We start from the raw sequence: 25871 nt of genomic DNA, 5'->3' as shown, positions 1-25871 counted from the left end.
AAGCAAGCAATGAGTCCTGATCAATATTGTGTCTTCGGCAATCCCATCGCCCACAGCAAGTCCCCACTGATCCACGCCGCGTTTGCCCTGCAGACGGGCGAGCCCATCGTCTACGAGCGCCGGCTGGCGCCGCTCGATGGCTTTGCGCTGGCGGCCCGCAGCTTTGCCGCCGAGGGCGGCAAGGGCGCGAACGTGACCGTACCCTTTAAATTGGACGCGTGCGCGCTGGCCACCGAGCTGACGCCGCGCGCGCAGGCGGCCGGCGCCGTCAATACCCTGCGTTTCGATGGCGACACCATTCTTGGCGACAATACCGATGGCGCGGGCCTGGTGGCCGACATCGTGCGCAACGCGGGCGTAAAGGTCGCCGGCAAGCGCGTCCTGCTGCTGGGCGCGGGCGGTGCCGCGCGCGGCGTCGTGCTGCCCTTGCTGGAACAGGGACCGCAGGAAATCTTCATTGCCAACCGCACTGTGGCGACGGCCGAGGCGCTGGTGGCGCAGTTCGCCGATGCGCTGGCGCACCCCGCTCAGCTGCGCGCCGGCGGCTTTGCGCAGCCCGATGGCGTCTTCGATATCGTCATCAATGCCACCTCGGCCAGCCTGGCGGGCGACTTGCCGCCCGTGCCGCCCGGTATCTTCTGCCCCCATACCCTGGCGCTGGACATGATGTACGGCGCCCAGCCTACTGTCTTCATGGACTTTGCCGCCCAACATGGCGCGCAGGTGCGCGACGGCCTGGGCATGCTCGTGGAGCAGGCGGCCGAAGCGTTTTATGTGTGGCGCGGCGTGCGGCCGCAGACGCAGGACTTGCTGGCGCAGCTGCGCAGTGCCCTGTGAGCGGCGGCAAGAAGGGCAAGGCTCGTGGCAGCCGCTACGGCTGGATCAAGTGGCTGTTCATCGTCCCCGTGCTGGCCTTTATCGTCGTGCAACTGTATTTCTTCCTGCAAATCTGGTGGTGGGTCGACCATAACCCGTCCAGCACGGCCTTCATGCGCGAACAGTTGTCTGTCTTGCAGGACAAGAATCCCAAGGCCACGATCCAGCAGACGTGGGTGCCGTACGAACGCATCTCGAACAACCTGAAACGGGCCATCATCGCTTCGGAAGACGCGAATTTCTCCGAGCACGAAGGCGTGGACTGGGAAGCCTTGCAAAAGGCGTATGAAAAAAACAGCAAGAAGCAGAAGGTCGTGGCCGGTGGCTCGACCATCACGCAGCAGCTGGCGAAGAATCTGTTCCTGTCCGGTTCGCGCAGCTATGTGCGCAAGGGCCAGGAACTGATCATCACCTACATGCTGGAAAGTCTGATGGAGAAACAGCGCATTTTCGAGATTTATCTGAACGTGGTGGAATTCGGCACGGGCACCTTTGGCGCCGAAGCGGCCGCGCGCCACTATTACCGGGTCAGCGCGGCGGGCTTGAGCGCCGGGCAGGCGGCGAAACTGGCCGTGATGCTGCCGAATCCCCGTTTTTACGACCGCCACCGCGATACCGGGTATTTGAACCGGCGCACGGGCGTGATCCTGCGCCGCATGGGGGCGGCGGAATTGCCTTGAAGGCGGCCTCGTTCGTTTGCATTAAGTCAAGGCTGCTGAATTGGCATTATTGCAGGGCGGCATCTTAATCGTCTCCCTTGGTGCAGCGCCGCACTTTTTCCGTGAAAAAGCGGTGCCGGGGGTGGTCGTGAAAAGGCCTTTGCGGGTACACTTGCGCTGTTTTCATTTTTGGCGCCAGCGCCAGCACATCACGATAACCCCACATCCGGCTGAGAGCGCGCATGATCAATGTCTTTGTATTACAGAATGGCCGGCTCAACCAGGTGCCGATCGACAGCCGCGCAGACCTCGAAAATGCCGAACCGGTGTGGGTCGACCTGACCGACCCTACCGATGATGAACGGGCCTGGGTCAAGGCCATCTACAACGTCACCCTGCCGGGCGAAGACGAAGTCAAGGATATCGAAGCGTCGGCCCGCTATTACGAAGCGGAAAACGGCGACTTGCACCTGCGCACGGATTTCTTGCGCGAAGAAGACGACGGCCCCTCGCGCGTCATCACGGTCGCTTTCATTCTTGCCCGCAAAATTTTGTTTTCCATGCATACGGACGATTTGCCCGTGTTCCGCCTGGTGCGCATGCGCGCCCGTTCGCGGCCAGGCTCGATTGCCGATTACATGGACGTGCTGCTCGACCTGTACGCCACCGATGCCGAATATTCGGCCGACGTGCTCGAAGGCATCTACCAGAACCTGGAAGAAGTCAGCACGCGCGTGCTGCAAAAGGAATTTACCGATGCGCACGCGGCTGAAGCGCTGAACGCGATTGCCCACGAGGAAGATTTGAATGGCCGTATCCGCCGCAACATGATGGATACGCGCCGCGCCGTGAGCTTTCTGATGCGCGGCCGCTTATTGAATTCCGAGCAGTTCGAGGAAGCGCGGCAGATTTTGCGCGACATCGAATCGCTGGACGGCCATACGTCTTTCCTGTTCGACAAGATCAACTTCCTGATGGATGCCACCGTCGGTTTCATCAACATCAACCAGAACAAGATCATCAAGATCTTCTCGGTAGCCAGCGTGGCCTTCCTGCCGCCGACCCTGATCGCCAGCGTGTACGGCATGAACTTCAAGCTGATGCCGGAACTGGAATGGTCGTTCGGCTATCCCTGGGCCTGGGGCCTCATGATCACCAGCGCCATCGCGCCCTTCCTGTACTTCCGCCACCGCGGCTGGCTGAAATAAGCCGTATCGCAGCATCGCCGGGGTGCTCCGCGCTCCGGTTTCAGGACGAGCGCAGCAATTTCAAAAATCGGCGATAATCACTGGTATTGCGTGGTATTGAATTGGTATTGATGATTGCCGATTGATGCCTACCGCCTGCCGTGCAGAAAAGTATCGTCATCGTGACGTTTTCTGCGTGGTAGCGTCCGCCTGTTCCACCTATGATCGTTACGATGCCGGCCTTGGCCGGCTGGCCGCCGCATTTCCCGTCACCATTGCTTTCTGGAGAGTCCATGCCTGATACCGCCACCACCCCACCGCGCTTTACCCATCTGATCAGCGACTGCGATGGCGTGCTGATCGACAGCGAAGCCGTGGCCCTGCAAGCGTTGCTGGAATTGCTGGGGCCGCGTCTGCCGAACCTGCCCGAGGGCGTCACCCTGCAAGGCTTGATCGAGCCGCGCCTGGGCCAGCGCCTGGTGCCGCTGATGCAGGATATCTACAAGGAACTGGGTTTGCCGCAATTGCCGGCCGACGAGATCATGGCCATCGGCAATGCCGTCGATGCGGCTTGCGATGCGCAATTGCGCGCCGTGCCCGGCGTGGCGCAGGCGCTGGCCGCCATTCCGCTGCCCAAGGCAGTCGCGTCGAACAGCGTCAGCGCGCGCGTGCTGTCGGCGCTCGAGCGCACCGGCATGGCGCCGCTGTTCGACAAGCGCGTGTTCACGCCGGACCTGGTCGGTCATGCCAAACCGCACCCGGGTGTCTACCTGGCGGCGGCTGCCGCCTTTGGCGTGCCGCCAGGCCAGTGCCTGGTGCTGGAAGACAGCGTCACGGGCGTGACGGCCGCCGTGGCGGCGGGCATGACGGTATTGGGATTCATCGGCGGCGGGCATATCGCGCCCGGCCAGGAAGCGCGCCTGAAGGCGGCCGGCGCGCATGTCGTCTTCAATGACATGGCCAGCCTGCCGGCGCTGGTGGCCGCGGTGATGGACACCGCGACCGTATAAAACGCTTATGCCAGTTTGGCAAACACCTTGCGCGCGGCGGCGATGGTGGCGTCAATGACGGCATCATCGTGCTGCGCCGAGACGAAGCCCGCTTCGAAGGCGGCGGGCGCGAAGTACACGCCTTCGTCCAGCATGGCATGGAAGAAGGCGTTGAACTTGCTGCGGTCGCCGGCCATCATTTCCGCGTAGCTGGTCGGCGGCGTTGCGCTGAAATAGATACCGAACATGCCGCCGATGTAGTCGGCGCAGAAGACCACGCCAGCTTCTTTGGCGGCGGCGGTCAGGCCTTCGGCCAGGCGCTTGGCCGTCGCGCCCAGCTGCTCGTAGAAGCCCGGCTGCTGGATCAATTTCAGGGTGGCCATGCCGGCCGCCACGGCGACCGGGTTGCCCGACAAGGTACCGGCCTGGTAGACGGCGCCCAGCGGCGCCATGTTGTGCATCAGCGCCGCACTGCCGCCGAAGGCCGCCACCGGCATGCCGCCGCCGATCACCTTGCCCAGCGCCGTGAGATCGGGCTTGATGCCGTACAGCGCCTGCGCGCCGCCCAGGGCCACGCGCAAGCCGCACATGACTTCATCGAAAATGAGCAGGGCGCCGTGCTGCGTGCACAGTTCGCGCATCGCCTGCAGGAATTCCGGCGTCGCTTTCACCAGGTTCATGTTGCCGGCCACCGGTTCGACGATGACGCAGGCGATGTCCGCGCCGAAGCTGTCGAAGGCGTCTTTCAGCTGCTCGACGTTGTTATAGTCGAGCACCAGGGTGTGCTTGACGAAATCTTCCGGCACGCCGGCCGACGTCGGGTTGCCGAAGGTGAGCAGGCCGCTGCCCGCTTTCACCAGCAGCGAATCGGCGTGGCCGTGGTAGCAGCCTTCGAACTTGACGATCTTGTCGCGGCCCGTGGCGCCGCGCGCCAGGCGCAGGGCGCTCATGGTCGCTTCCGTGCCCGACGACACCAGGCGCACCTGTTCGATCGATGGCACCAGGCGCGTGATTTCCTCGGCCATCAGCACTTCGCCTTCCGTCGGCGCGCCGAACGACAGGCCCAGCGCGGCCGCATCCTGCACCGCTTTCACCACTTCCGGATGGGCGTGGCCGACGATGGCCGGGCCCCAGGAGCCGATGTAGTCGATATAGCGCTTGCCGTCCGCGTCCCAGAAATACGGGCCTTCGGCGCGCGTGATGAAGCGCGGCGTGCCGCCGACGGAGCGGAAGGCGCGCACGGGCGAATTGACGCCGCCTGGCGTGGTTTTTTGTGCGCGGGCAAACAGGATGTCGTTCTGTGAAGTCGTCGTCATGATAATCGTGCCTTGAAAGTGGATCGTTGTCTGTGTCGTCTGGTCTGTGCTTATTGGGCGCCGCGCTGGCGCTGCTGCCGGAATAGCCGGTTCGGCACCAGCTTGCCCATGCCGTGGCGCTGCGCGTGGGCCAGCGCGCCGGCCGTGAATTCCTGCGCCGCCACGACCACCTGCGGCACGTCGTCTTCGTTTTCCGCCAGGGCTAGCAGGGCGGTGGCCGCCGCCGACAGGGTGCTGCCGGCGCCGTTGAAGATGCCGGGCAGGTGCTGCCATTCGTCGTGGCGCACCACGCCGTCCTCGCCGAACAGGGTATTGGCGCGCAGCTTGCCTTCGGCCGTGCCGGACTTGCTGGCGTCGGCCGGCATGCCGGTGACGAGCACGTATTCGCAGCCCAGCGCCACCAGGTAGTCGACGTCGTTTTGCAAAGTGTCGTCGGGGTCGGCGTCGCGCCAGGTCTCGGCCAGGCGCTCCAGTTCCACCGGCGAGAGCACCAGCAGGGTCGTTTGCGGAATCAGGAGCTGGCGCACGGCCGTCAGGATATCTTCGTCGTCCATGCCCTGTTCCGGCAGCGCCGAAATGAAGGGATCGAGGATCAGCGGCACGTCCGGATAGTCGGAGACGATTTCGGCGATGGCCGTGACGTTTTCCACGCTGCCCAGCGCGCCGATCTTGATGGCGGCGACGGACATGTCTTCCAGCAGCACGCGCGCCTGGTCGGAAACCCAGTCCGGGTCGACCGCCTGCACGTCTTCCACGCGGGCCGTGTCGCTGATCAGGAGGCCCGTGGTGACGGACAGGCCATGGCAGCCGAAGGCTGAAAACGTGGCCAGGTCGGCCTGGATGCCGATCGCGCCGACCGGATCGGACACGCCGAAGCTTAATATGAGGGGAGAAGTTTGGTTTTGCACGGCGGGTAGATTAAGATACCTAATTCAGCATTTTACTTGATTGAAGGGTGGCAGAACGTGAGTAGCAACGAAACAACGCAGCAATTCCAAACGTGGATGTGTCTTATTTGCGGCTGGGTTTATGATGAAGCGGCCGGCCTGCCCGACGAAGACATCGCTCCCGGCACGCGTTGGGCCGATGTGCCGATGAACTGGACCTGCCCTGAGTGCGGTGCGCGCAAGGACGATTTCGAGATGGTGGCCATTTAATCAAGCATGATGCGCAAGCACGCCGCTGCCGCCCATGAAATGGCGGCACGCCTGTGCTATGGTATGAAAGATTATCGAATAATCACATGACGCGTCCTTTCCTGCCCGCGGTATCGTCCGATGGTGCCTGCGAGGGCGTGACGATACTCGTCATCGACGACAGTGCGACGATACGCAGCGCGGCCGAGAAGGTCTTGCGCGAAGCCGGTTATTGCGTCGTGGTGGCGGAAAACGGCTTCGAGGCCCTGGCCAAGATCGCCGACTGCCAGCCGGCGCTGATCGTGTGCGACATCGTGATGCCGCGCCTGGACGGCTACCGCACGTGTGCGCTGATCAAGGCCAGCGCCGCGCATCACGCCACGCCGGTGCTGATGCTGTCGTCGAAGGAGGGCTTGTTCGACCGCGCGCGCGGCGCCATGGCTGGCGCCAGCGCCTGCCTGGTCAAGCCGCTGGGGCGCGAGGCGCTGCTGGAAGCCGTGCGGCGGCACCTGGCCGGGTATTTTGAGTAGTGATTTATTGATTACAACGCAGCAAGGAAGCAGATGGCCATACACACAATTCTGATCGTCGATGACTCGCCGACAGAACGCTACTACCTGAGCGAGATGCTGGTGCGCGCCGGTTACGCCGTGCTGACGGCGCAGGACGGCGCCGACGCATTGGCGCAGCTGAAGCAGGCCAGGCCCGACCTGATCCTGATGGACGTGGTGATGCCCGGTGCGAATGGCTTCCAGATCACGCGCGCCATCGCCCGCGATCCCGAACTGCAGGACGTGCCGGTGATTATCTGTTCCAGCAAGAGCCAGGAAACGGACCGCATCTGGGGCTTGCGCCAGGGCGCGCGCGATTACCTCGTCAAGCCCGTGGTCGAAGCCGAGCTGCTGGCCAAGATCGCCGCGATTTCCTGAGCATGCACACGATGCCAGGTCCCGGCGTGCCCACCGCGGCCTTTCCGCCTGCCGCCATGCCAACGTTGGGAACGGGCGCGCGGCAGGGGCGCTTGCGCCAGTATCAGCTGCAATTGATCGAGCGGATACAGGCCGCGCGCAGCGGCGCGCTGGCCGCGCGCAAGGACCTGGGCGTGATGCTCGGCGGCCGGCCCTGCCTGCTCGACCTGACGCAGCTCGGTGAAATCGTCATTGCCTCCGGCGTGCAGATACAAGGCGTGCCGCTGGCGCAGGACTGGTACCTGGGCCTGGCGGCCCTGCGCGGACGCCTGACGGGCGTCGTCGACCTGGCCCGCTACATGGGCGGACCGGCCTGCGCGCCCGGTCATCACTGCCGCATCATCACCTTTTCTCCGCGCCTGGGCCTCAATTGCGCCTTGCTGGTCGAACGCGTACTGGGCTTGCGCCAGCTACGCGCGATGCAATCCGTGCCCTTGCCGGATGTGCAGCCGTCCTGGGCGGCGCAAACGCTGCGCGACAGCGAAGGCCAGCAGTGGCTGCGCCTGGACCTGGCCCAGCTGGCGCAATCGGAGCGCTTTCTCGATGCCGGCTTTGGCGGCCTCGCTGTCCACAAGGATATGTGCTGATGGGCGCCAATTCCCCCATCCTGGCGGCCGGCCTGCCCGAAGCGGAGCACGCGCCTGGCGAGCCGGCATCGGCGGCCGATTTGCCGCTGCGTCTGCGCGATGCGCTGGGACGGCGCAAGTCGCTGGCCAGCGCGCCGGCCCGCGACTTGAAGCTGCCGCTGATCGGCCACCTGCCGCTGCAAAAACAATTGAGCATCCTGTCGACGGTGATGGCCCTGAGCCTGGCCGCCAGCCTGCTGTTCGTCGGCCTCAATACGCGCAGCGGCAATATCGCCTCGGCGCAGACGCAGCTGGCCAGCGATGCGCTGATGCATTCTCAGCGCATCGGCAAGGCCGCGCCGAACGCCGTGCAAGGCAATCCGGAAGCGTTCCGCCAGCTCGAGGAAAGCCGCAATGAACTGAACCAGGATTTCCGCCTGATGCTGCGCGGCGGCACGTACCACGGCCGCGATATCGGCGAGTCGCGTTCCGCGCTGCTGGCGGCGGTGGCCGACGCGCGCAAGAAGTGGGCCAGCAGCGACCGCGCGGCCAGCACCATCTTGCGCCTGAAGCCGGAGCTGGGCGAATTCGACAAGACCTTGCAGCAATTGAATGCGCTGTCGCCGGCGCTGCTGGCGCAGACCGAGGAAATCGGGGCCCTGAAGGTGCAGCGCGGCGGCAATGCGCGCGACCTGGCCGTCATCGGCCGCCTGATGATGCTGAGCCAGCGCATGAGCCGCAGCGCCAGCGAATTCCTCTCGTCGGGCAGCATCAGCTCGGAAACGGCATTTTCGCTGGGGCGCGACACGACGTATTTTCGCACCGCCGTCGAAGGCTTGCTCAATGGCAGCGTGTCGCTGCAGCTGGCGCCCACGCGCGACGCCGAACTGCGCGACCGGCTGGTGGCGCTGAAAGCCAGTTTCGACACCTACCAGAAGCTGGTCTCGTCGATCCTCGACCGGCTTGACAAATTCAGCTCGGCGAAAAGCGCCGAACAGCTGATCTTCAACGAGAACGAAGACCTGCGCCAGCGCTTGACCCTGCTGCAGCAGATGTACCACGCGAACCAGGAAACCCTGGGCGTCGCCTTCTGGATGATGGTCGGCGGCGTGTTGCTGACCCTGATCGCGGCGGCCGGCATCGGCAGGGTGCTGCTGCAGGACTCCGTCAACCGCACGCGCGACGCCGAGCGGCGGCGCCAGGAAGCGGAAATCCGGCGCCTGCAGTCGCAGGAAAAAGAGGAAGTGGCGAAGGCCAGGAATGAGCAGAACCAGGCGGCCATCCTGCGCCTGATGAACGAATTGCAGAAGGTCGCCGACGGCGACCTGACGGTGCAGGCCACCGTATCGGAAGACATCACGGGCGCCATCGCCGATTCCGTCAACTACACGGTCGAGGAATTGCGCGGCCTGGTGGGGCGGGTGACGGCGACGGCGGAACAGGTCAACCGCGCTTCGACGCAGGCGCAAAGCATCTCGAGCAAGCTGCTGATCGCCTCGCAGCAGCAGTCGCGCGAAATCCAGGGCGTCAGCGCCACCGTTGTCAAGATGGCCAATGCGATTACCGACGTGTCGAAGTCGGCCAGCGTCTCGGCCGACGTGGCGCGCCAGTCGGTGGCGGCCGCGCAGCAGGGTTCGACGGCGGTGGAAAACGCCATCAAGGGCATGCATGAAATCCGCGAGCAGATCCAGGATACCTCCAAGCGCATCAAGCGCCTGGGCGAATCGTCGCAGGAAATCGGCGAGATCACCGAGCTCATTTCCGACATCACCGAGCAGACCAACGTGCTGGCGCTGAACGCCGCCATCCAGGCCGCATCGGCCGGCGAAGCGGGGCGCGGCTTTTCCGTCGTCGCCGAGGAAGTGCAGCGCCTGGCCGAACGCTCGGCCGCCGCCGCCAAGCAGATCGGCGCGCTGGTGCGCACCATCCAGGCCGATACCCAGGATGCGACGCGGGCGATGGAAACGTCGACGCAGGGCGTGGTCGAGGGCGCGCGCCTGTCCGACGCGGCCGGCGCGGCCTTGAACGACATCAGCCAGGTCTCGAAACACCTGGCGGAACTGATCCAGGGCATTTCGTTCGCCACGGGCACGCAGGCCGGTTCGGCCAGCGGCGTGGCCTTGAATATCCAGCATATCCTGAGCGTGACGGAGCATACCCAGGACGGCACGCAGCAAACGGCGCAGTCGATCCATAAACTGTCGATGCTGGCGCAGGAACTGAAAAATTCGGTGTCGCGCTTCCGCGTCGCCGCCTGAACGCCGCGCCAGTCCAGGCGATTTCCTTACCGAGGCATGCATGAGCAAACCAGATAGTCCGCAGCAGTCCAAGCCGTTCGACAGCGAACCTCTGTCGTGGGTGATGGTGGAAATCCGCGAAGCGCTGGGCCGCTCGAAAACGGCCCTGTTCGAGGCGGGTGGCCGCGAGCGCGAGGAACGCGCCACGGCCCTGCAGCATGCGCGCTCGCACCTGCACCAGGCGCATGGCGCGCTGGTGATGGTGGACGTGGCCGGCGCCAGCCTGCTGACGGACGCCGCGGAACAGGCGCTGGCGCGCTTTCGCGACGGCAGCCTCGAATACACGCTGGACCATGCGCAGGTCGTCGCCGAACTGTATCAGGCCCTGGGCGAATACCTGGAAGACCTGGTGGCCGGCACGCAGCCGCAGCCGGCGCGCTTGTTCCCCTATTACCGCGACCTGCAAACCATGCTGGGCGCCGAACGCATCCACCCGGCCGACCTGTTTTTCCCGCCAGCGTCGCCGCTGGAAGGGCATGCCATCGCGCTGGCGCAATCGCCCCCGGTGCGCGATTACCCGGCCTGGCGCGGGCGCTTTGAAAAATCCTTGCTGCCCTTCCTGAAGGCGCAGGATGACGCGGCGCGGCGCCAGCATGCGGGCGACCTGCACGCCACCTTGACCCTGGTGGCCGACGCGCAGCAGGACGCGCCGGCGCGCACCTTCTGGTTCGCCATGCAGGCGTTTGCCGGGCTGGCGGCCAGCGGCGAGGGCATGGGCACGCTCAACGTCAAGCAGCTGTTCGGCCTGATCAACCTGCAATTGCGCCGCCTGGCACAGGGGACGGCCAGCCTGCCTGAATCAATGCTGCGCGATGCCCTGTTCTTCATCGCCGCGGCACACGAACCGACGCCGGAGGCCCGCCAGCTGCGCGCCGCCTTCGCCCTGGAAGGCATGCTGCCCGCCGATGTGGAAGCGCGGCGCTACGGCCAGGTCGACCAGGACGCCTTGCAAGGCGCCCGCGCGGCGCTGGCGCAGGCGCGCGCCAGCTGGAGCCGCCTGGCGCAAGCCGACCTCGATCCGGCCCTGGGCACGGATTTCGACACGTCGCTGCAAGAAGTGGCGGCGCATGTGGAGACCTTGAAGCAGCCGGCCCTGGCCAGCCTGCTGCGCGAATGCGCGGCCGTGGCGCGGCAAGCCGTGGCCAGCGGGCGCAGCGCGGCCCTGGAAAATGAAATCGGCATGGCGCTGCTGTTTGCCGACACGGGCCTGGAGCAGCTGCGCCGCCTGCCCGACGATTTCGCGGGCAACGCGGAAACCATCGCCGCGCGCCTGCAGGCGCTGCTGGCTGGCGAAGCGCCGCCGCCTGTTACTGCAGGCGAGCTGTCGCGACAGATCGAACAGGGCCAGACGGTGGCCGCGCTGGCCGAGGAAATGAAGACGGGCTTGCGCCAGGTGGAAAAAGTGCTCAATGCGTATTACGCGGATGCGGTTGGTACGGGGACGGCGGGGGCGCTCGATGGCGTCGCGCCCGTGCTGGAGCAGTTGCAGCAGCAGCTGGCCGGGCTGGCACAGGAAGACGCGCGCGCCGCCGTGCTGCAGGTCGATGCGGCCGTGCGGCAGCTGGCCGGTGCCGACGCCAAGGCGGAAGCCAACGCGGATGCGCGCGCCGAGGCGCTCGACGAGATCGCGCAAAATGTCAGCGCGCTGGGCTTTTTTGCCGATATGCTGGGCCGCAACGCGCAGGCGGCCAGCGGGCGTTTCCATTTCGACGCGGCCGCCGGCACCTTCCGCGCCCTGCCATTTGAAAAAGTCGCCGCCGCCGGCCCCGTTCCCTTGCTTGACCAGGCCCTGGCGCCCGCCGCGCCTGCCGGCATGGATGCCGCGCCGGCAGTGACCGATGTCGACGCGGAGATGCTCGACATTTTCATCGCCGAAGCGCGCGAAGTGCTGGCCTTCATCGACACCACCCTGGCCCTGCCGCGCGAGCAGGCCGCCAGCGGCGACCACCTGGCCATGCTGCGCCGCTCCTTCCACACACTGAAAGGCAGCAGCCGCATGATCGGCCTGGCGCAGTTTGCCGAAGCGGCCGGCGCCATCGAACGCGTCATGAATACCTGGCTGGCCGAGGCGCGGCCCGTCAGCGACGACTTGTTTACCTTGCTCAATTACGGCTGGTACCAGCTCAGCGAGTGGGTGGCCCAACTGGAAGGTGGCGCGGGGCGCGAGCGCGAGCCCGGCATGCTGCTGGCGGCGGCCGAGCGCGTGCGCGAAGGCGGACCGTTCGAACTGCGCAAGCCACGCCCGGCCGCGCCGGTGGCCAGCAATGGCAATGTGATCGGACTGCCCCTGGCCACGGCGCCCGCGCTGCACGAAGCGCCGGACGATCACCTCAAGCATGTGGGCGACCTGCGCATCAGTCTACCCTTGTACAACATCTACCTGGCCGAGACGGACGAATTGCTGCGCGTGCTCACGCGCGATTTCGGCGAATGGCGCCATGAACAGCGCGCCGTCAGCGCGGAAGCGCTGCAAGCCGTGCATACGCTGGCGGGAACGTCGGGCACGGTGGGCTTCCAGTCCCTGCGCGACCTGGCGCACGAGCTCGAAACGGTGATCGAAACGGTGGTGCCGCCGCTGGCCGGCCTGCGCGCCGAACAGCACGACGTGCTGGAACAGGCCACGCAGCGCATCGGGCAAATGCTGCAGGCGTTTGCGCTGGGCGACCTGGCGCCAACGCAGCCGGACATGATCGAAGCGCTCAACACCCTGTGGCGCGCCCTGACGGCGCCGCCCGGCGAGGGCAAGGAAGAGCGGCTCGACGCCCTGTTCGCGGCCGCTTACGCCAGCATCGTCGGCGCGCCGGCGCAGCCCGCCGAGCCGGTCGCCGAAGTCCCGCCGCCGCAGCTCGAGACCCTGTTCGAAGCGACGTATGCGAGCATCGTCGCCGACGCGCTGCAGCCGGAGGCTGCCGAATTGCCGGCGCCAGTGCAGGACAGCGACGACCTGTTCGACGCCGGTTTCGAGCACGCGCCGCCGTTGGAACACGCGGCGCCGGAAGCGCCGGCGCCCGCCATCATGCCGGCCGATGCGGCTGCGCTGCTGGCGGCCAGCGCCGGCATCAGCGATGAACTTGACCTCGATTTATTGTCCGTCTTCCTGGAAGAGGGCGCCGACCTGCTGCCGCGCATCGGCGAGGCGTTGCGCAGCTGGCAGCAGCAGCCGCACGACAGCGGCCAGGCGCAGATGCTGCTGCGTACCCTGCACACGGTCAAGGGCAGCGCGCGCATGGCCGGCGCCATGCGCCTGGGCCAGCACGCGCATGAAATCGAGACGCATATCGAAAACATGCTGCACGCGGGCACCGCCACGCCGCAGGCCTTCGAGGAGTTGCTGGCCCATTACGACCATGCGCTGCACCTGTTCGAGCAATTGCAGCAGCCCTTGCTGCCCTTGCCGGGCATGGAAGACACGCCGGCCGCCGAACCGAAGGCGGCCCTGGTGCGCGTGCGCGCCGATATCCTCGACCGCCTCGTGAACCAGGCCGGCGAAGTGTCGATCACGCGCTCCAAAATGGAAAATGAAGTGGGCGTGCTCGGCGCTTCGCTGTCCGAGTTTTCCGACAACCTGGCCCGTTTGCGGCGCCAGCTGCGCGAAGTGGAAATGCAGGCCGAATCGCAGATCGCCTCGCGCATGGCCGTCGGCAGCGAGCGCGAATTCGACCCGCTCGAATTCGACCGTTTTACGCGCCTGCAGGAACTCACGCGCATGATGGCCGAAAGCGTCAACGACGTGGCCTCGTTCCACGAAAACCTCCGCCACAGCGTCGACGCGGTGACGGACGATCTGGTGCTGCAGGCGCGCCTGACGCGCGAGCTGCAGCGCGACCTGATGCAGATCCGCATGGTGCCGTTTGCCAGTATCGCCGAACGCCTGTTCCGCGTGGCGCGGCAAAGCGCCAAGGAAGTCGACAAGCGCGTCAACCTCGACATCCGCGGCGGTGGCGTGGAAATCGACCGCAGCGTGCTCGAACGCATGGCCGCACCCTTCGAACACTTGCTGCGCAACGCCATCGTGCACGGCGTCGAGCCGCGCGATGCGCGCCTGGCCGCGGGCAAGAGCGAAACGGGCGAGCTGCTGGTGCAGGTCAGCCAGCAGGGCAATGAAGTGGCGATCAGCTTTTCTGACGATGGCGCGGGGCTGGACCTGGAACGCATCCGCGCCAAGGCACACGGCGCCGGCCTGGTGGCGACGGACGCGCCATTGACCGACGCGCAGGCGGCCGAGCTGATTTTCACGCCCGGTTTTTCCACCGCCGACAGCCTGACGGAACTGGCCGGGCGCGGTTTCGGCATGGATATCGTGCGCTCCGAAGCGCTGGCCCTGGGCGGAAGAGTGGAAACGCTGACGCAGGCGGGCCTGGGCATGCGCTTCACCATCCACCTGCCGCTGACCCTGGCCGTCACCCAGGTGGTGCTGCTGGCGGCCAGCGGCAAGACGTATGCCTTGCCATCGGTGCTGGTGGAGCAGGTGCTGCACCTGAAAGGCGAGCAGCTGGAGCAGGTGCGGGCGGCCGGGCGCATCGAGTCGCACGGGCAGTCGCTGGCGCTGCATCATTTGTCGGCCATGCTGGGCGAGACGCCGGCGGCGCAGGCCACGCAGCGCCATGCGCCCGTGCTGTTGCTCCGGAATGGCAATGACAGGCTGGCCTTGCAGGTCGATGACGTGCTGGGCAACCGCGAAGTCGTGGTCAAGCACGTGGGCCCGCAGCTGGCGCGCATGCCGGGCATCGCCGGCGCCACGGTGCTGGGCACGGGCGACATCGTGCTGATCCTCAATCCGGTGGCTTTGGCGCAGCACCTCGAGCACCATCCGGAACTGCTGTCGCAGTATGCGCTGGCCAGCAGCGAGCAGCATGCCGCTACGAGCGCGCTGGAAGCGCCAGCCGTGCGCGTGATGGTGGTCGACGATTCGCTGACGGTGCGCCGCGTGATGCAGCGCCTGTTCGAGCGTGAAGGCTACCAGGTAATGCTGGCCAAGGATGGCCTCGATGCGCTGGAGCAGCTGCATGCGCTGGAAGCGGCCGCCATGCCGGCCATGCTGCTGGTCGACGTGGAAATGCCGCGCATGGACGGTTTTGATTTGACGCGCAATGTGCGCAGCGACGACAAGACGCGCGCCATTCCCGTCATCATGATCACCTCGCGCAGCGCCGACAAGCACCGCGCGCACGCGTTCGAGCTGGGCGTGAATGCGTATTTCGGCAAGCCGTTCCAGGAGGACGAATTGCTGGCGGAGGTGGGGCGGTTGTTGAGCGACGGCGTGGCGTAACCGGCGCCAATGCCAACAATGTTGTCGGATTACGCTGGGCCTTGCCCCGCTAATCCGACCTACGCCTGTTGATTGACGACGCAAGTCGGGTAGGTCGGGTTAGCGCGCAGCGCGTAACCCGACATCACCGTAATGCCAATCAATTACCTGACTACGCCACCACCTTCACCACGGCATAGCGTTCCAGCGTCTCCTTGCGCGCCTCGTCGTGCTGCACCAGCGGTTCCGGATAATCGCGTCCCAGCACGATGTTTTTTTGCTCGAGCAGCATGCGCGGCACCAGCCAGGGCGCGTGGATTTCCTTGTCGCCCAGCGCCTTCAGTTGCGGCAGGTAGCGGCGGATGAAGCGCCCGCCCGCATCGAATTTTTCCGACTGCGTAATGGGATTGAAGATGCGGAAGTAGGGCTGCGCGTCGCAGCCCGACGACGAAGCCCATTGCCAGCCGCCGTTGTTCGAGGCCAGGTCGAAGTCGTTCAGGTGCAGCGCAAAGTACGCTTCGCCGCGGCGCCAGTCGATACCCAGATCCTTGATCAAAAAGCAGGCCGTGACCATGCGCAGGCGGTTGTGCATATAGCCCGTCTGGTTCAGCTGCGCCATGGCCGCGTCCACCAGCGGGTAGCCGGTGCGCCCCTCGCACCAGGCGGCAAAGGCGGCATCGGCCTCAAGCCCGGTTGCCCAGGCGATGGCGTCGTAGGCCGGTTTGAAGGCGCCGCCTTCCACGTGCGGGTTCTGGTACAAGATCATGGCGTAGAAATCGCGCCAGATCAGTTCTGCCAGCCACACGGGCGCGCCATCGCCGCCGCCGCCCCGGTCCATCAGGTCGACGATGGTGCGCACCAGGTAGCGCAGCGACACGGTGCCGAAGCGCAAATGCATGGACAGGTAGGACGGCCCCTTCAGGGCGGGGAAATCGCGCGCCACGTCATAGCGGGCCACGCGCGCCAGGAAATCGTCAAACAGCGTGCTGGCGCCCGACATACCGGTGGGAATGGCCAGTTCGGCCAGGTTGCTCGCCTCGAAACCCAGTTCGCCCAGGGTGGGCAGGGGCGCCGGCGTGCCGGCGCGCGGCGGCGCCAGGCTGGCCGCGTGCGGCTCGATGTCGAACGGCGCCAGGCAGCCGGGTTCGGCGCGCATTTTCTTCAGCCAGGCATTCTTGTACGGCGTGTAGACGGTGTAGGGCTTGGCCGACAAGGTCAGCACTTCGTCCTTTTCAAAGATCACCTGGTCCTTGAAGCTGAACCACAGGCGCGCGTCGCGCGTGAGCGCGGCCGCCACCGTGGCGTCGCGGGCGATCGCTTGCGGCTCGTAGTCGTGGTTGGCAAAGACGGCGTCGGCGTTCAATTCGGCCGCCAGGCGCGGGATGGCTTCGGCCGCGTCCGCGTGCAGCACGATCAGGTCGCCACCGAGCTGGCGCAGCTCGCTGGCCAGCTCGGCCACGCTGGCATGGATGAAATCGATTCGACGGTCGCGGCGCGGCAGCGCAGCCAGGATGGCGGTGTCGTACACGAAGACGCAATGCACGGCCTGGCTCTGGCGCAGGGCGTGATGCAGTGCAACATGGTCAAACGCGCGCAGATCGCGCCGGAACCACACCAGGGAAGTCTTGATTGTCATTATTTCGCGTGTTCAGTGTCAAAGATAGGCTATTTTTTGCCGCCAACAGGGCTTTATGGCCGCTCGCGTCGTGCCTTTGGCGTCGCTGCGGCGGCAATTCAGTGTAAACTACCGGGTATGTTCGTGGCGCTTTATGTGCGACAGCGATTTTGCAATCAATTTTACAATTGGCATCGAAATGCGCCCGCAAGCATAGCGAATTGATCATTAATTTATAAGATAACAAGAATAACGCCTGGCACCACGGTGCGCGCCGCCCAAGATTCGCGGCAGCTTGCGCCAGGCGTACGATAGCGGGGTAAGCGAGACTTGCCAGCAAGCCCACAGAGAGAGCATCGCGTATGAAAAAGAGTAAAATCGACCAGACTCTACCAGGACATCGTCTGATGCAGGGTGTGGGAGAACCGGCCGCGACCGGTTCCTCCACCCTGAATCTGGCCAACCATTTCCTCATTGCGATGCCGGCCATGCAAGATCCGATCTTCGGCGGCACGGTCGTGTACGTGTGCGAACACAATGAAAACGGCGTGCTCGGCGTCGTCATCAACAAGCCCACCGACATGACCATGGAAGTGCTGTTCGACCGCATCGACCTGAAACTGGCGGCCGGCAGCGACACGCCCATCATCAATGAACCGATCATGTTCGGCGGCCCCGTGCAGGATGACCGCGGCTTCGTGCTGCATACGCCGGGCGCGCGCTACTCCTCGTCGCTGACGGTGACCGATGAAGTGGCGTTTACCACTTCGATCGACGTGCTCGAAGCCGTCGCCAAGGGCGATGGTCCCGAGCGCATGCTCGTCTCCATCGGCTACTCGGGCTGGAGCCCGGGCCAGCTGGAAGACGAGATCGGCCGCAACGGCTGGCTGACGGTGGGCGCCTCGGCCGACATCCTGTTCGATTTCCCCATCGAGCAGCGCTACGTGGCGGCCATCAAATTGCTGGGCATCGACCCCCTCATGCTGGCGAGCGAGGCTGGCCACGCATGAGCGGTGACGCCATCGACACCATCCTCGCCTTCGATTTCGGCTTGAAACGCATCGGCGTTGCCATCGGCAATACCATGATTTGCCAGGCCAAGCCGCTCAGCGTGATCACGGCCACGGCGAACGAGCCGAAGTTCGCCGCCATCGATAGCCTGATCAAGGAGTGGGGCGCGAGCCGCATCGTGGTGGGCCTGCCCAGCCATCCCGATGGCACGGAACACGAGATGAGCGCGCGCTGCCGCCGTTTCGCCAACCAGGTGCACGGCCGTTTCAACCTGCCCGTGGAACTGGTCGACGAGCGCTATTCCTCGGCCGTCATCGCCGCCAGGCGCGGCGAAGTCATCGACGACCGCGCCGCTGCCATCATCCTGCAACAGTATTTCGACGCGAATTATTAATAATCTGACCTTTTTGGCCCATTCCTGAATGATCAAGAACTCCATGCCGCAACCTACGAATCCTTCCCAACTCGACGCCGAGGCCCTGTATGCGGTCTTGCTGCAGCAAGTGCAGAGCGGCCTGGCGGGCATCCCCAACGTGGCCATCGTCGGCATCCATTCGGGCGGCGCCTGGCTGGCCGAACGCCTGGCGCGCGACCTGAACCTGCTCGACCGCCTGGGCGTGCTCGACGTCTCGTTCTACCGCGACGACTTCGCCCAGAAGGGCTTGCATGCGGACGTCAAGCCGACGCAAATCGGTTTCGACGTGGCCGGCGCCACCATCCTGCTGGTCGACGATGTGCTGTACACGGGCCGCACGACGCGCGCGGCCATCAATGAATTGTTCGACTATGGCCGCCCGGCCAAGATCATGCTGGCGGCCCTGGTCGACCGCGGCGAACGCCAGCTGCCGGTGGCCGCCGATTTCGTGGCCGCCTACACTGCCGTGCCAGCGGGCCAGGCCCTGGTCCTGAAGCAAGTCGACGATGGAAAATTCACGCTCACCTTAGATACCCACCATGCTTAATCCGCAACTGAATAAACACGGCGAACTGCAACATCTGCTGACGATTGAAGGCTTGCCGAAGTCTATCGTCAACCACATCCTCGACACGGCTTCCTCGTTCGTCGGTATTTCCGACCGCGACGTGAAAAAGGTCCCGCTGATGCGCGGCAAAAGCGTTTTCAACCTGTTCTTTGAAAACTCCACGCGCACCCGCACCACCTTTGAAATCGCATCAAAAAGGCTGTCGGCCGACGTCATCAACCTGAACATCCAGGCTTCGTCGGCCAGCAAGGGCGAGTCCCTGCTCGACACCATCGACAACCTGTCGGCCATGCATGCCGACATGTTCGTCGTGCGCCACGCGCAGTCGGGCGCGCCCTACCTGATCGCCAAGCACCTGATCGACACCAAGCAGCCGCACGTCCACGTCGTCAACGCGGGCGATGGCCGCCACGCGCACCCGACCCAGGGCTTGCTCGACATGTACACGATCCGCCACTACAAGAAGGATTTCACCAACCTGACGGTGGCCATCGTGGGCGACATCCTGCACAGCCGCGTGGCCCGTTCCGACATCCATGCGCTGACCACGCTGGGCGTGCCGGAAGTGCGCGCCATCGGCCCGCACACCCTGCTGCCGGGCGGCCTGGAACAGATGGGCGTGCGCACCTTCACCAACATGGATGAAGGCTTGAAAGGCGTCGACGTGATCATCATGCTGCGCCTGCAAAACGAGCGCATGAGCGGCGCGCTGCTGCCGTCGGCGCAGGAATATTTCAAGAGCTACGGCTTGACGCCCGAGCGCCTGGCGCTGGCGAAACCGGATGCCATCGTCATGCATCCGGGCCCGATGAACCGCGGCGTGGAAATCGATTCGGCCGTGGCCGACGGTCCGCAGGCGGTGATCCTGCCGCAGGTGACCTTCGGTATCGCCGTGCGCATGGCGGTGATGAGTATTTTGGCTGGTAATCAGGGCTGATAGCCCAAGGACGAGTAAGCGAGCATGACGACACTACATATCAAGAACGGCCATTTGATCGACCCTGCCAACGGCATCGATGGCTTGCAAGACCTGTTTATCGCCGACGGCAAGGTGCTGGCCGTGGGCAGCGCCCCGGCCGGCTTCACCGCCGACACGACGTTTGACGCGGCCGGCCTGGTGGTTGCCCCCGGCCTGGTCGACCTGTCCGCGCGCCTGCGCGAGCCGGGTTACGAATACAAGGCGACCCTGGAATCGGAATTGCAGGCGGCCCTCCAAGGCGGCGTCACCAGCCTGGTGTGCCCGCCCGATACCGATCCCGTGCTGGACGAGCCGGGCCTGGTGGAGATGCTGAAATACCGAGCCAAGACGCAGAACAAGGCCCACGTGCACCCGCTGGGCGCACTGACCATGGGCTTGAAAGGTCAGTCGCTGACGGAAATGGCGGAACTGACGGAAGCGGGCTGCATCGGCTTCGCGCAGGCCGAAGAGCCGATCGAAGACACGACCGTGCTGCTGCGCGCCATGCAGTACGCGAACACCTTCGGCTACACGGTCTGGCTGCGCCCGCAAGACCCGCACATCGGCCGCGGCGGCATCGCCCACAGCGGCCCGCTGGCCTCGCGCCTGGGCTTGTCCGGCGTGCCCGTGATGTCCGAAACCATCGCCCTGCACACGATCTTCGAATTGATGCGCGCCAGCCGCGCGCGCGTGCACCTGTGCCGCATTTCGTCGGCGGCGGGCCTGGAACTGATCCGCGCTGCCAAAGCCGAAGGTCTTCCCGTCACCTGCGACGTGGGCGTGCACCACGTGCACCTGACGGACGCCGACATCGGCTTCTTCGACCCGAACGCCAGGGTCACGCCGCCGTTCCGCAGCCAGCGCGACCGCGATGCGATCCGCGCCGGCCTGCTTGACGGCACGGTCGACGCCATGTGCTCGGACCACACGCCTGTCGACGACGATGAAAAATTGCTGCCGTTCGGCGAAGCGTCGCCCGGCGCCACGGGCCTGGAACTGCTGCTGTCCTTGGCCCTGAAATGGGCCGACGATTATGCCTTGAACCAGCCGCAAGCGGGTGCACGTCCGCTGGCGCGCGCCGTGGCCAAGGTCACGTCGGACGCGGCCCGTGTCGCCGGCATCCCGGCCGGCAGCTTGGCCGTGGGCGAAGCGGCCGACATCTGCGTCTTCGATCCCGCCGCGTGCTGGACCGTGTCGTCGGCCTCGCTGGCCAGCCAGGGCAAGCACACGCCTTTCCTCGGCTATGAGCTGAGCGGCATCGTCAAGGCGACCATCGTTGCCGGACAGGTGGCGTTTCAGCGTTAATTGCCGCTAGTGCACCAGCGAAGGTGTCGAAGCCGGGGTCAGACCCGCCGGGTCTGACCCCAGATTTTGCTTGGGGTCGAGAGCCTTATTTAATTTGTTGGTGTCATTTGAAACTTCTGCTTACCTACCGCCTCGCGCGCATCGCCATCCACCTGAGCTGCGGCATGGCCGAAAGCGCCGTGGTCTTTCCCTGGCTGGACCTGGAAGGGCGCAACCGGCGCATCCGCCGCTGGTCGACGCAGCTGCTCGACATTTGCGGCGTGCACGTGGCGCAGCCGGCCGACAGCGTGCCGGCCCTCGACCATGCGATGGTGGTGGCGAACCACGTCTCGTGGCTCGACATCTTCGTCATCAACGCCGTCCACCCCTGCCGTTTCGTCGCCAAGGCGGAAATCCGCGCCTGGCCCATCCTCGGCTGGCTGGCGGGGCGCGCCGGCACCATCTTCATTTCGCGCGGCAGCAAGCGCGACCTGCGTCTGATTTTCCAGGGCCTGGTGGACAAGTTGACGGCGGGCGAGCGCATCGCGTTTTTCCCCGAAGGCACGACCGCCGCGCAAGGACAGATCCTGCCGTTTCACGCCAATTTGTTCGAGGCGGCCATCGACGCGCAAGTGCCGGTGCAGCCGTTCGCGCTCGTGTATGTGGATGACCAGGGGGCCTTGCACCACGCCGTCGATTTCATCGGCGAGATGAGCTTTGCGCAAAGCATGGTGGCGATACTGAGCGGCCCGCCCATCACGGCGCGCCTGACCTGTCTGGCGCCGGTGGCGACGACAGGCGCGCACCGGCGCGAACTGGCGGGGGCAACGCAGGCGGCCGTGGCCGCCGCGCTGCCGCTGGACAAGGCAGCCTAATTTTTGACGTGCAGCCAGCGCGCATGCGCGGCGCGGGCCAGGTAATCGAGAATGAAGCCGAGTATGCCGATCAGCACGATGGCGGCCATCAGTTCCGAATACGCGAGGCGGTCGCGCGTGTCGAGGATGAAGTAGCCGAGGCCCGCCGACACGCCCAGCATTTCCGCCGGCACCAGCACGATCCAGATGATGCCGATGGCCAGGCGCACGCCCGTCAGAATGTCGGCCGTGATGCCCGGCAAAATCACCTTGAAGACGATCTCGCTGCGCGTGGCCGACAGGCTGCGCGCCAGCAGCAGCCAGTTCGGATCGAGCCGCGCCACGCCGGCCGCCGTATTGAGCAGGATAGGCCAGACGGCCGCAAACGCCAGCAGGAAGTACACGGGCGCGTCGCCGACACCGAGCACCATCACGGCGATCGGCATCCACGACAGCGGCGAAATCATGCGCAGCAGCTGGAACAGCGGCATGGCCGCGCCGGAAAAGCTTTTCGACATGGCCACCAGCACGCCGAGCGGCACGCCGATGACGATGGCCAGTCCCAGGCCCACGGCCACCCGCTGCAGGCTCAATACCACGTGCAGCCAGATATCCGCGCCGCCCACCATCTCCTTGAACGCCAGCGCCGTGGGCAAGGGCGCAAAAGCGGTGGCAATCGGCGTGGATTTCTCCAGCGCCGTCACGCCCATGGACCACAGCAGCAAGGCACAGGCCAGCCCCACGAGGGGCAGGCCGAACTTCGTGAACAGCTTGCTTGCCATCGTCAGACCGCCACGGTTTCGCTGCGCAGCAGGTTGGCCGGCAAGCCGAAGGCGGCCGGGCCGCCGACCGCCGTGATGGCCTTGCGCACGAAGCGGTCATCGACCAGGTCGCGCGCGGCGAATTTCGGATCGAGGTTGGCCAGGAAGCGCGTATCGCCTTCCACCTTGGTGCGGCCGATGGCGCGCACCAGTTCTTCCGTGTACGAGGCAAACGGATATGGCTGGAAGTCGATGCGGCGCTGCTGCCAGTTCTTGTGCACGATCAGGCCCTGCTTTTCGTAGCCGGCGTAATCGGTGGTGGCCAGCACCTTGGTCAGCACCTGCAGCGGATGCGGCGTGTAGCGGTGCTCGCCCACGTTCGACAGCAGCTTGGCCGTGTCGACCTGGTTCGTGCGCGTCCACAGCTGCGCCTTGACGATGGCGTTGGTGACCTTTTGCGCCCATTCGGGACGCGTGTTGATGTCGCGCTCGGACAGGAAAGTAACGCAGCACGCATGGTTTTTCCACACGTCGCCCGAGAAGCGCAGGATCTTGCCGATGCCGGCGTTTTCCACCGCCGCATTGAAGGGCTCCGCCACGATGTAGCCGGCGATCGACTTGCTGGCCAGGGCGGAAACCATTTCGGCGGGTGCCAGCACGATCAGGTTCACTTCATTCGGCTTGATGGCCGCGTTGCGCGCGCGCGTCACCGGCGTCAAGCCGTTCGAGGACAGGATTTGCTGCAGCAGGATGTTGTGGATCGAGTACCAGAACGGGATGGCGACCGTGCGTCCACCCAGGTCGGAAACCTTGTTGATCTCGTTGGCCACCGTCAGCGCGGACCCGTTGACGTGGTTCCAGGCGACGACCTTGGCGGGGAACTTGGCGCCGTAGCGCACCCATAAGGTGGCCGGCGACAGCAAGTGGATGACGTTGACTTGGCCGGCCACGAAGGCTTCGATGATTTGCGCCCAGCTGCGGAACAGCCGCGGCGTTTCCGCCTGCAAGCCTTCCGCTTCGAACAGCTTGCGCGCGTGGGCGACGAGCAGCGGGGTGGCGTCGGTGATCGGCAGGTAGCCGATTTTCACGGGCTGGTCGTCGCCTTTCGGGCCTTGCTGGGCCATGGCGTCGCCGGCGAACAGCAGCGGCGAGGCAACGCTGGCCGTGGCCAGGGCCGACATGCGCAGGAAATCGCGCCGCGTCAGGCCGCAGTCGCAATCGGACGAGGCGCAGATGTGCAGGGGTTTGTTGTGGTCTTCGAATGTCATGGGAGAGTTCCGGTCGATTAATTGGAAGCAAAGGCGGGCGCTTGGTCCTGCTTTTGCAGCGCCTGCAGGGCGTCGAGGATGTCCATCTTCAGGGCGATGACGTCGGCGCTGTGGCCGATCCGTGGCTGGTCGATGGCGACGTTCCATTCGCGCACGATGTTGCCCGGCTTGCCGCCCATGAGCAAGATGCGGTCGGCCACGAGAATCGCTTCGTCGATATCGTGCGTGACGAGCAGCACGGCCGTATGCCAGCGGTGCACTACGTCGACGAGCAAGGATTGCATCTCGGCGCGCGTGATGGCATCAAGAGCGGAAAACGGTTCGTCGGCGAACAGCAGTTCCGGTTCGCGCGCCAGCGCACGGGCCAGGGCCACGCGCTGGGCCATGCCGCCCGACAGCGCGGACGGATACAGTTTTTCGCGTCCTTTCAAACCGACCGCTTCGATGGCTTGCGCCACGCGCGCCTGGTGCGCCTCGCGCGTGAGCTGCGGCTGGTGCTTGAAGTCCAGGCCGAAACCGGCATTGCCCGTGACGTTCAGCCAGGGTAGCAGACTGGCTTGTTGGAAGACGAGGGCGCTGCGCGGGTCCGGTTCGCGCATGGGAGCGTCGAGGAACTGGATCTCGCCCGTGGACGGCGGCTGCAAGCCGGCCAGCACGCGCAGCAGGCTTGATTTGCCGCAGCCGCTGCCGCCAAGCAGGCAGACGATTTCGCGCTTGCGCACGCCCAGCGACACGTGCTGGAACACGGGCGCCGTGCCGGGGTAAGCGTAGCTCAGATCCTGCGCCTGCAAGGCCCAATCGGCAACGCTCATGCCGATGCTCCCGCCGCCTTGGCCGCCTGCTGGCTGTCGAACAGCTGCAAGGCCGATTGCAATTGCGTCAGGCTGGGGGTGACGATGGGGATGAACGACGATTCGCGCCAGCGGCGGGCAAAGCCCTGCTGCTCGGCATTCAGGTAGGCGCGTCCGCCCATGGCTTGCAGTTCCAGCATCAAGGCTTGCTGCAGCACGTCGGCCAGCTGTATGCGCAGGCGGAACATGGCCGGTGCTTCTTTTTTGAAACGGCCATCGTGCACGCCGGCCAGCAGGGTGGCGACGGCGCTTTCCAGTGTCGCTTGCAGCGCTTCGATGCGCGGCGTGAGCTGGTTGCGCGAGCCGGCGGAAATCTGCGCCGCCTTGGCCAGGCTGGCGCGCGCCAGGCCGATCGACAGGCCGCACTGCATGCCGAGGAACGATGGGCGCACCTGCGGCAGCCAGGCCGGCGCATTGTCGCTGATGATGTCGGCGGCGGGGATGTGCACCTGCGCCAGCTTGACGGATGCCGTATTGCTGCCGCGCAGGGCGATCAGGTCCAGGTCGTCGCTGCGCTTGACGCCTGCGCTGCCGCTGTCGAAGGCGACGATGACGGGCGGCGCGCCGTCGTCCGGCGCCACGGCCGCCGCCGCGACAAAGCCCGCCTTGCGCAAGTTCGTCACCCAGGCCAGGCCGCCGTCGACGAGCAAGCCGTCAGCGTGGCGCGCGCCCGTGATTTGCAGCTGCTCGATGCCGGACAAGAATTTCATGGCGTTCGACAGGCCGCTGGCGCCCGCCTGCGTGCCTGCCAGCAGGCCGGGCAAGCGGCGCTCGGCCAGCGCGCGGTTTTCGCTTTGCAGCAGGAATTCGATGAAGCAGCGCTGGCCCCAGAAGACAAAGGCCGCCGTCACCGATTGTTCGGCCACTTTGGCGATGGCCTCGATGGCGTCGCGCACGTCGCCGCCCGCGCCGCCGTGTTCCTGCGGCACGCCGATGGCCAGCAGCTTGTCGCCAGCGAGGGCAGGCAAAACGGTTTCAGCCAGCTCCGACGATTGGTCGAGCTGGTCGGCATGCATGTGCAGCCAGTGAGTGAGGTTCGCCATG

The 25871-nt window shown here is 65.4% G+C and carries 25 protein-coding genes; 16 read left to right on the top strand and 9 right to left on the bottom strand.

The window, feature by feature from the left end; translation table 11 throughout:
* The first annotated feature begins 9 nt into the window (after positions 1–9).
* Together aroE and mtgA are read left to right on the top strand one after the other, a co-directional pair.
* Positions 10–837: a shikimate dehydrogenase gene (aroE, locus tag BLU39_RS07220; protein WP_092711478.1), complete on the top strand. Its 828-nt coding sequence runs from the start codon at positions 10–12 to the stop codon at positions 835–837.
* Positions 834–1556: a monofunctional biosynthetic peptidoglycan transglycosylase gene (mtgA, locus tag BLU39_RS07215; protein ID WP_092711476.1), complete on the top strand. Its 723-nt coding sequence runs from the start codon at positions 834–836 to the stop codon at positions 1554–1556. Before aroE ends, mtgA begins: the two co-directional genes overlap by 4 nt.
* 64 nt (positions 1557–1620) lie before the next feature.
* Here the strand turns inward: mtgA and BLU39_RS28530 are convergent, their stop codons facing one another.
* Positions 1621–1779 (bottom strand): hypothetical protein, encoded by a 159-nt coding sequence (locus tag BLU39_RS28530; RefSeq protein ID WP_157808825.1) that lies wholly within the window; start codon positions 1777–1779, stop codon positions 1621–1623.
* On the opposite strand from BLU39_RS28530, the gene corA reads away from it, so the two are divergent.
* A complete protein-coding gene (gene corA / locus BLU39_RS07210) occupies positions 1778–2743 on the top strand; it encodes a magnesium/cobalt transporter CorA (protein WP_034746658.1) in 966 nt (321 codons plus the stop codon). The two genes, BLU39_RS28530 and corA, sit on opposite strands and share 2 nt — an antisense overlap.
* A gap of 40 nt (positions 2744–2783) precedes the next feature.
* Here corA and BLU39_RS28125 read toward each other — a convergent pair whose 3' ends face one another.
* Entirely contained in the window at positions 2784–3017 is a 234-nt protein-coding gene (locus BLU39_RS28125; RefSeq protein ID WP_139178195.1) for a hypothetical protein, read from the bottom strand.
* Between BLU39_RS28125 and BLU39_RS07205 the strand changes: the two genes are divergently transcribed.
* Positions 3016–3732: an HAD family hydrolase gene (locus BLU39_RS07205; RefSeq protein ID WP_092711474.1), complete on the top strand. Its 717-nt coding sequence runs from the start codon at positions 3016–3018 to the stop codon at positions 3730–3732. The two genes, BLU39_RS28125 and BLU39_RS07205, sit on opposite strands and share 2 nt — an antisense overlap.
* A 5-nt stretch (positions 3733–3737) precedes the next feature.
* On the opposite strand, the gene hemL is transcribed toward BLU39_RS07205, so the two are convergent.
* The gene (gene hemL, locus BLU39_RS07200; RefSeq protein ID WP_035822102.1) at positions 3738–5027 is read right to left on the bottom strand and encodes a glutamate-1-semialdehyde 2,1-aminomutase; all 1290 of its coding nucleotides are present in this window, start codon (positions 5025–5027) and stop codon (positions 3738–3740) included.
* A gap of 50 nt (positions 5028–5077) precedes the next feature.
* The gene (locus tag BLU39_RS07195) at positions 5078–5935 is read right to left on the bottom strand and encodes a bifunctional hydroxymethylpyrimidine kinase/phosphomethylpyrimidine kinase (RefSeq protein WP_034746671.1); all 858 of its coding nucleotides are present in this window, start codon (positions 5933–5935) and stop codon (positions 5078–5080) included.
* A 96-nt stretch (positions 5936–6031) separates the two neighbouring features.
* Here BLU39_RS07195 and BLU39_RS07190 point away from each other — a divergent pair, with 96 nt between their 5' ends.
* The 6 genes from BLU39_RS07190 to BLU39_RS07165 all read left to right on the top strand — a co-directional run bounded on the left by BLU39_RS07190 (position 6032) and on the right by BLU39_RS07165 (position 15263).
* Entirely contained in the window at positions 6032–6184 is a 153-nt protein-coding gene (locus BLU39_RS07190; protein WP_038488910.1) for a rubredoxin, read from the top strand.
* Between the two features lie 86 nt (positions 6185–6270).
* Complete coding sequence (locus BLU39_RS07185) at positions 6271–6693, top strand: response regulator (RefSeq protein WP_092711472.1); 423 nt, start codon at positions 6271–6273, stop codon at positions 6691–6693.
* A gap of 33 nt (positions 6694–6726) precedes the next feature.
* Positions 6727–7092, top strand: a complete 366-nt coding sequence (locus BLU39_RS07180; protein WP_034780235.1) for a response regulator — start codon at positions 6727–6729, stop codon at positions 7090–7092.
* A gap of 2 nt (positions 7093–7094) precedes the next feature.
* Entirely contained in the window at positions 7095–7718 is a 624-nt protein-coding gene (locus tag BLU39_RS07175; RefSeq protein ID WP_332870867.1) for a chemotaxis protein CheW, read from the top strand.
* Entirely contained in the window at positions 7718–9955 is a 2238-nt protein-coding gene (locus BLU39_RS07170; RefSeq protein ID WP_092711470.1) for a methyl-accepting chemotaxis protein, read from the top strand. The genes BLU39_RS07175 and BLU39_RS07170 overlap by 1 nt, the downstream gene beginning before the upstream one ends.
* 40 nt (positions 9956–9995) lie before the next feature.
* Complete coding sequence (locus tag BLU39_RS07165) at positions 9996–15263, top strand: hybrid sensor histidine kinase/response regulator (RefSeq protein WP_092711468.1); 5268 nt, start codon at positions 9996–9998, stop codon at positions 15261–15263.
* Between the two features lie 151 nt (positions 15264–15414).
* On the opposite strand, the gene BLU39_RS07160 is transcribed toward BLU39_RS07165, so the two are convergent.
* Positions 15415–16878, bottom strand: a complete 1464-nt coding sequence (locus BLU39_RS07160) for a cryptochrome/photolyase family protein (RefSeq protein ID WP_092711466.1) — start codon at positions 16876–16878, stop codon at positions 15415–15417.
* Positions 16879–17264: 386 nt separating this feature from the next.
* Between BLU39_RS07160 and BLU39_RS07155 the strand changes: the two genes are divergently transcribed.
* The 6 genes from BLU39_RS07155 to BLU39_RS07130 all read left to right on the top strand — a co-directional run bounded on the left by BLU39_RS07155 (position 17265) and on the right by BLU39_RS07130 (position 21968).
* On the top strand, positions 17265–17867 hold the full coding sequence (locus BLU39_RS07155) for a YqgE/AlgH family protein (RefSeq protein ID WP_034746689.1): 603 nt from the start codon (positions 17265–17267) through the stop codon (positions 17865–17867).
* Positions 17864–18262: a Holliday junction resolvase RuvX gene (gene ruvX, locus BLU39_RS07150; protein ID WP_217916667.1), complete on the top strand. Its 399-nt coding sequence runs from the start codon at positions 17864–17866 to the stop codon at positions 18260–18262. The genes BLU39_RS07155 and ruvX overlap by 4 nt, the downstream gene beginning before the upstream one ends.
* 43 nt (positions 18263–18305) lie before the next feature.
* Positions 18306–18830 (top strand): bifunctional pyr operon transcriptional regulator/uracil phosphoribosyltransferase PyrR, encoded by a 525-nt coding sequence (gene pyrR / locus BLU39_RS07145; RefSeq protein ID WP_092712181.1) that lies wholly within the window; start codon positions 18306–18308, stop codon positions 18828–18830.
* Positions 18823–19788: an aspartate carbamoyltransferase catalytic subunit gene (locus BLU39_RS07140; protein ID WP_034746695.1), complete on the top strand. Its 966-nt coding sequence runs from the start codon at positions 18823–18825 to the stop codon at positions 19786–19788. The genes pyrR and BLU39_RS07140 overlap by 8 nt, the downstream gene beginning before the upstream one ends.
* A 24-nt stretch (positions 19789–19812) precedes the next feature.
* Complete coding sequence (locus BLU39_RS07135) at positions 19813–21114, top strand: dihydroorotase (RefSeq protein WP_092711464.1); 1302 nt, start codon at positions 19813–19815, stop codon at positions 21112–21114.
* Positions 21115–21221: 107 nt separating this feature from the next.
* Positions 21222–21968, top strand: coding sequence for a lysophospholipid acyltransferase family protein (locus BLU39_RS07130; RefSeq protein WP_092711462.1), 747 nt, complete (start codon positions 21222–21224; stop codon positions 21966–21968).
* On the opposite strand, the gene BLU39_RS07125 is transcribed toward BLU39_RS07130, so the two are convergent.
* The 4 genes from BLU39_RS07125 to BLU39_RS07110 are packed head-to-tail and all read right to left on the bottom strand — an operon-like array spanning position 21965 to position 25870.
* Positions 21965–22729, bottom strand: a complete 765-nt coding sequence (locus BLU39_RS07125; protein ID WP_058048317.1) for an ABC transporter permease — start codon at positions 22727–22729, stop codon at positions 21965–21967. The genes BLU39_RS07130 and BLU39_RS07125 overlap by 4 nt on opposite strands.
* Positions 22730–22731: 2 nt before the next feature.
* Entirely contained in the window at positions 22732–23976 is a 1245-nt protein-coding gene (locus BLU39_RS07120) for an ABC transporter substrate-binding protein (RefSeq protein ID WP_092711460.1), read from the bottom strand.
* A 17-nt stretch (positions 23977–23993) separates the two neighbouring features.
* Positions 23994–24788 carry an ABC transporter ATP-binding protein gene (locus BLU39_RS07115; protein WP_092711458.1) on the bottom strand — a complete coding sequence of 265 codons (795 nt, stop codon included), beginning with the start codon at positions 24786–24788 and terminating at the stop codon, positions 23994–23996.
* Positions 24785–25870, bottom strand: a complete 1086-nt coding sequence (locus BLU39_RS07110) for an acyl-CoA dehydrogenase family protein (RefSeq protein ID WP_092711456.1) — start codon at positions 25868–25870, stop codon at positions 24785–24787. The genes BLU39_RS07115 and BLU39_RS07110 overlap by 4 nt, the downstream gene beginning before the upstream one ends.
* Between the last annotated feature and the right edge of the window lies 1 nt (position 25871).

It is taken from the genome of Janthinobacterium sp. OK676 (assembly GCF_900103595.1).
Lineage (GTDB): Bacteria > Pseudomonadota > Gammaproteobacteria > Burkholderiales > Burkholderiaceae_D > Janthinobacterium.
This window is presented reverse-complemented; position numbering and strand designations above follow the sequence as displayed.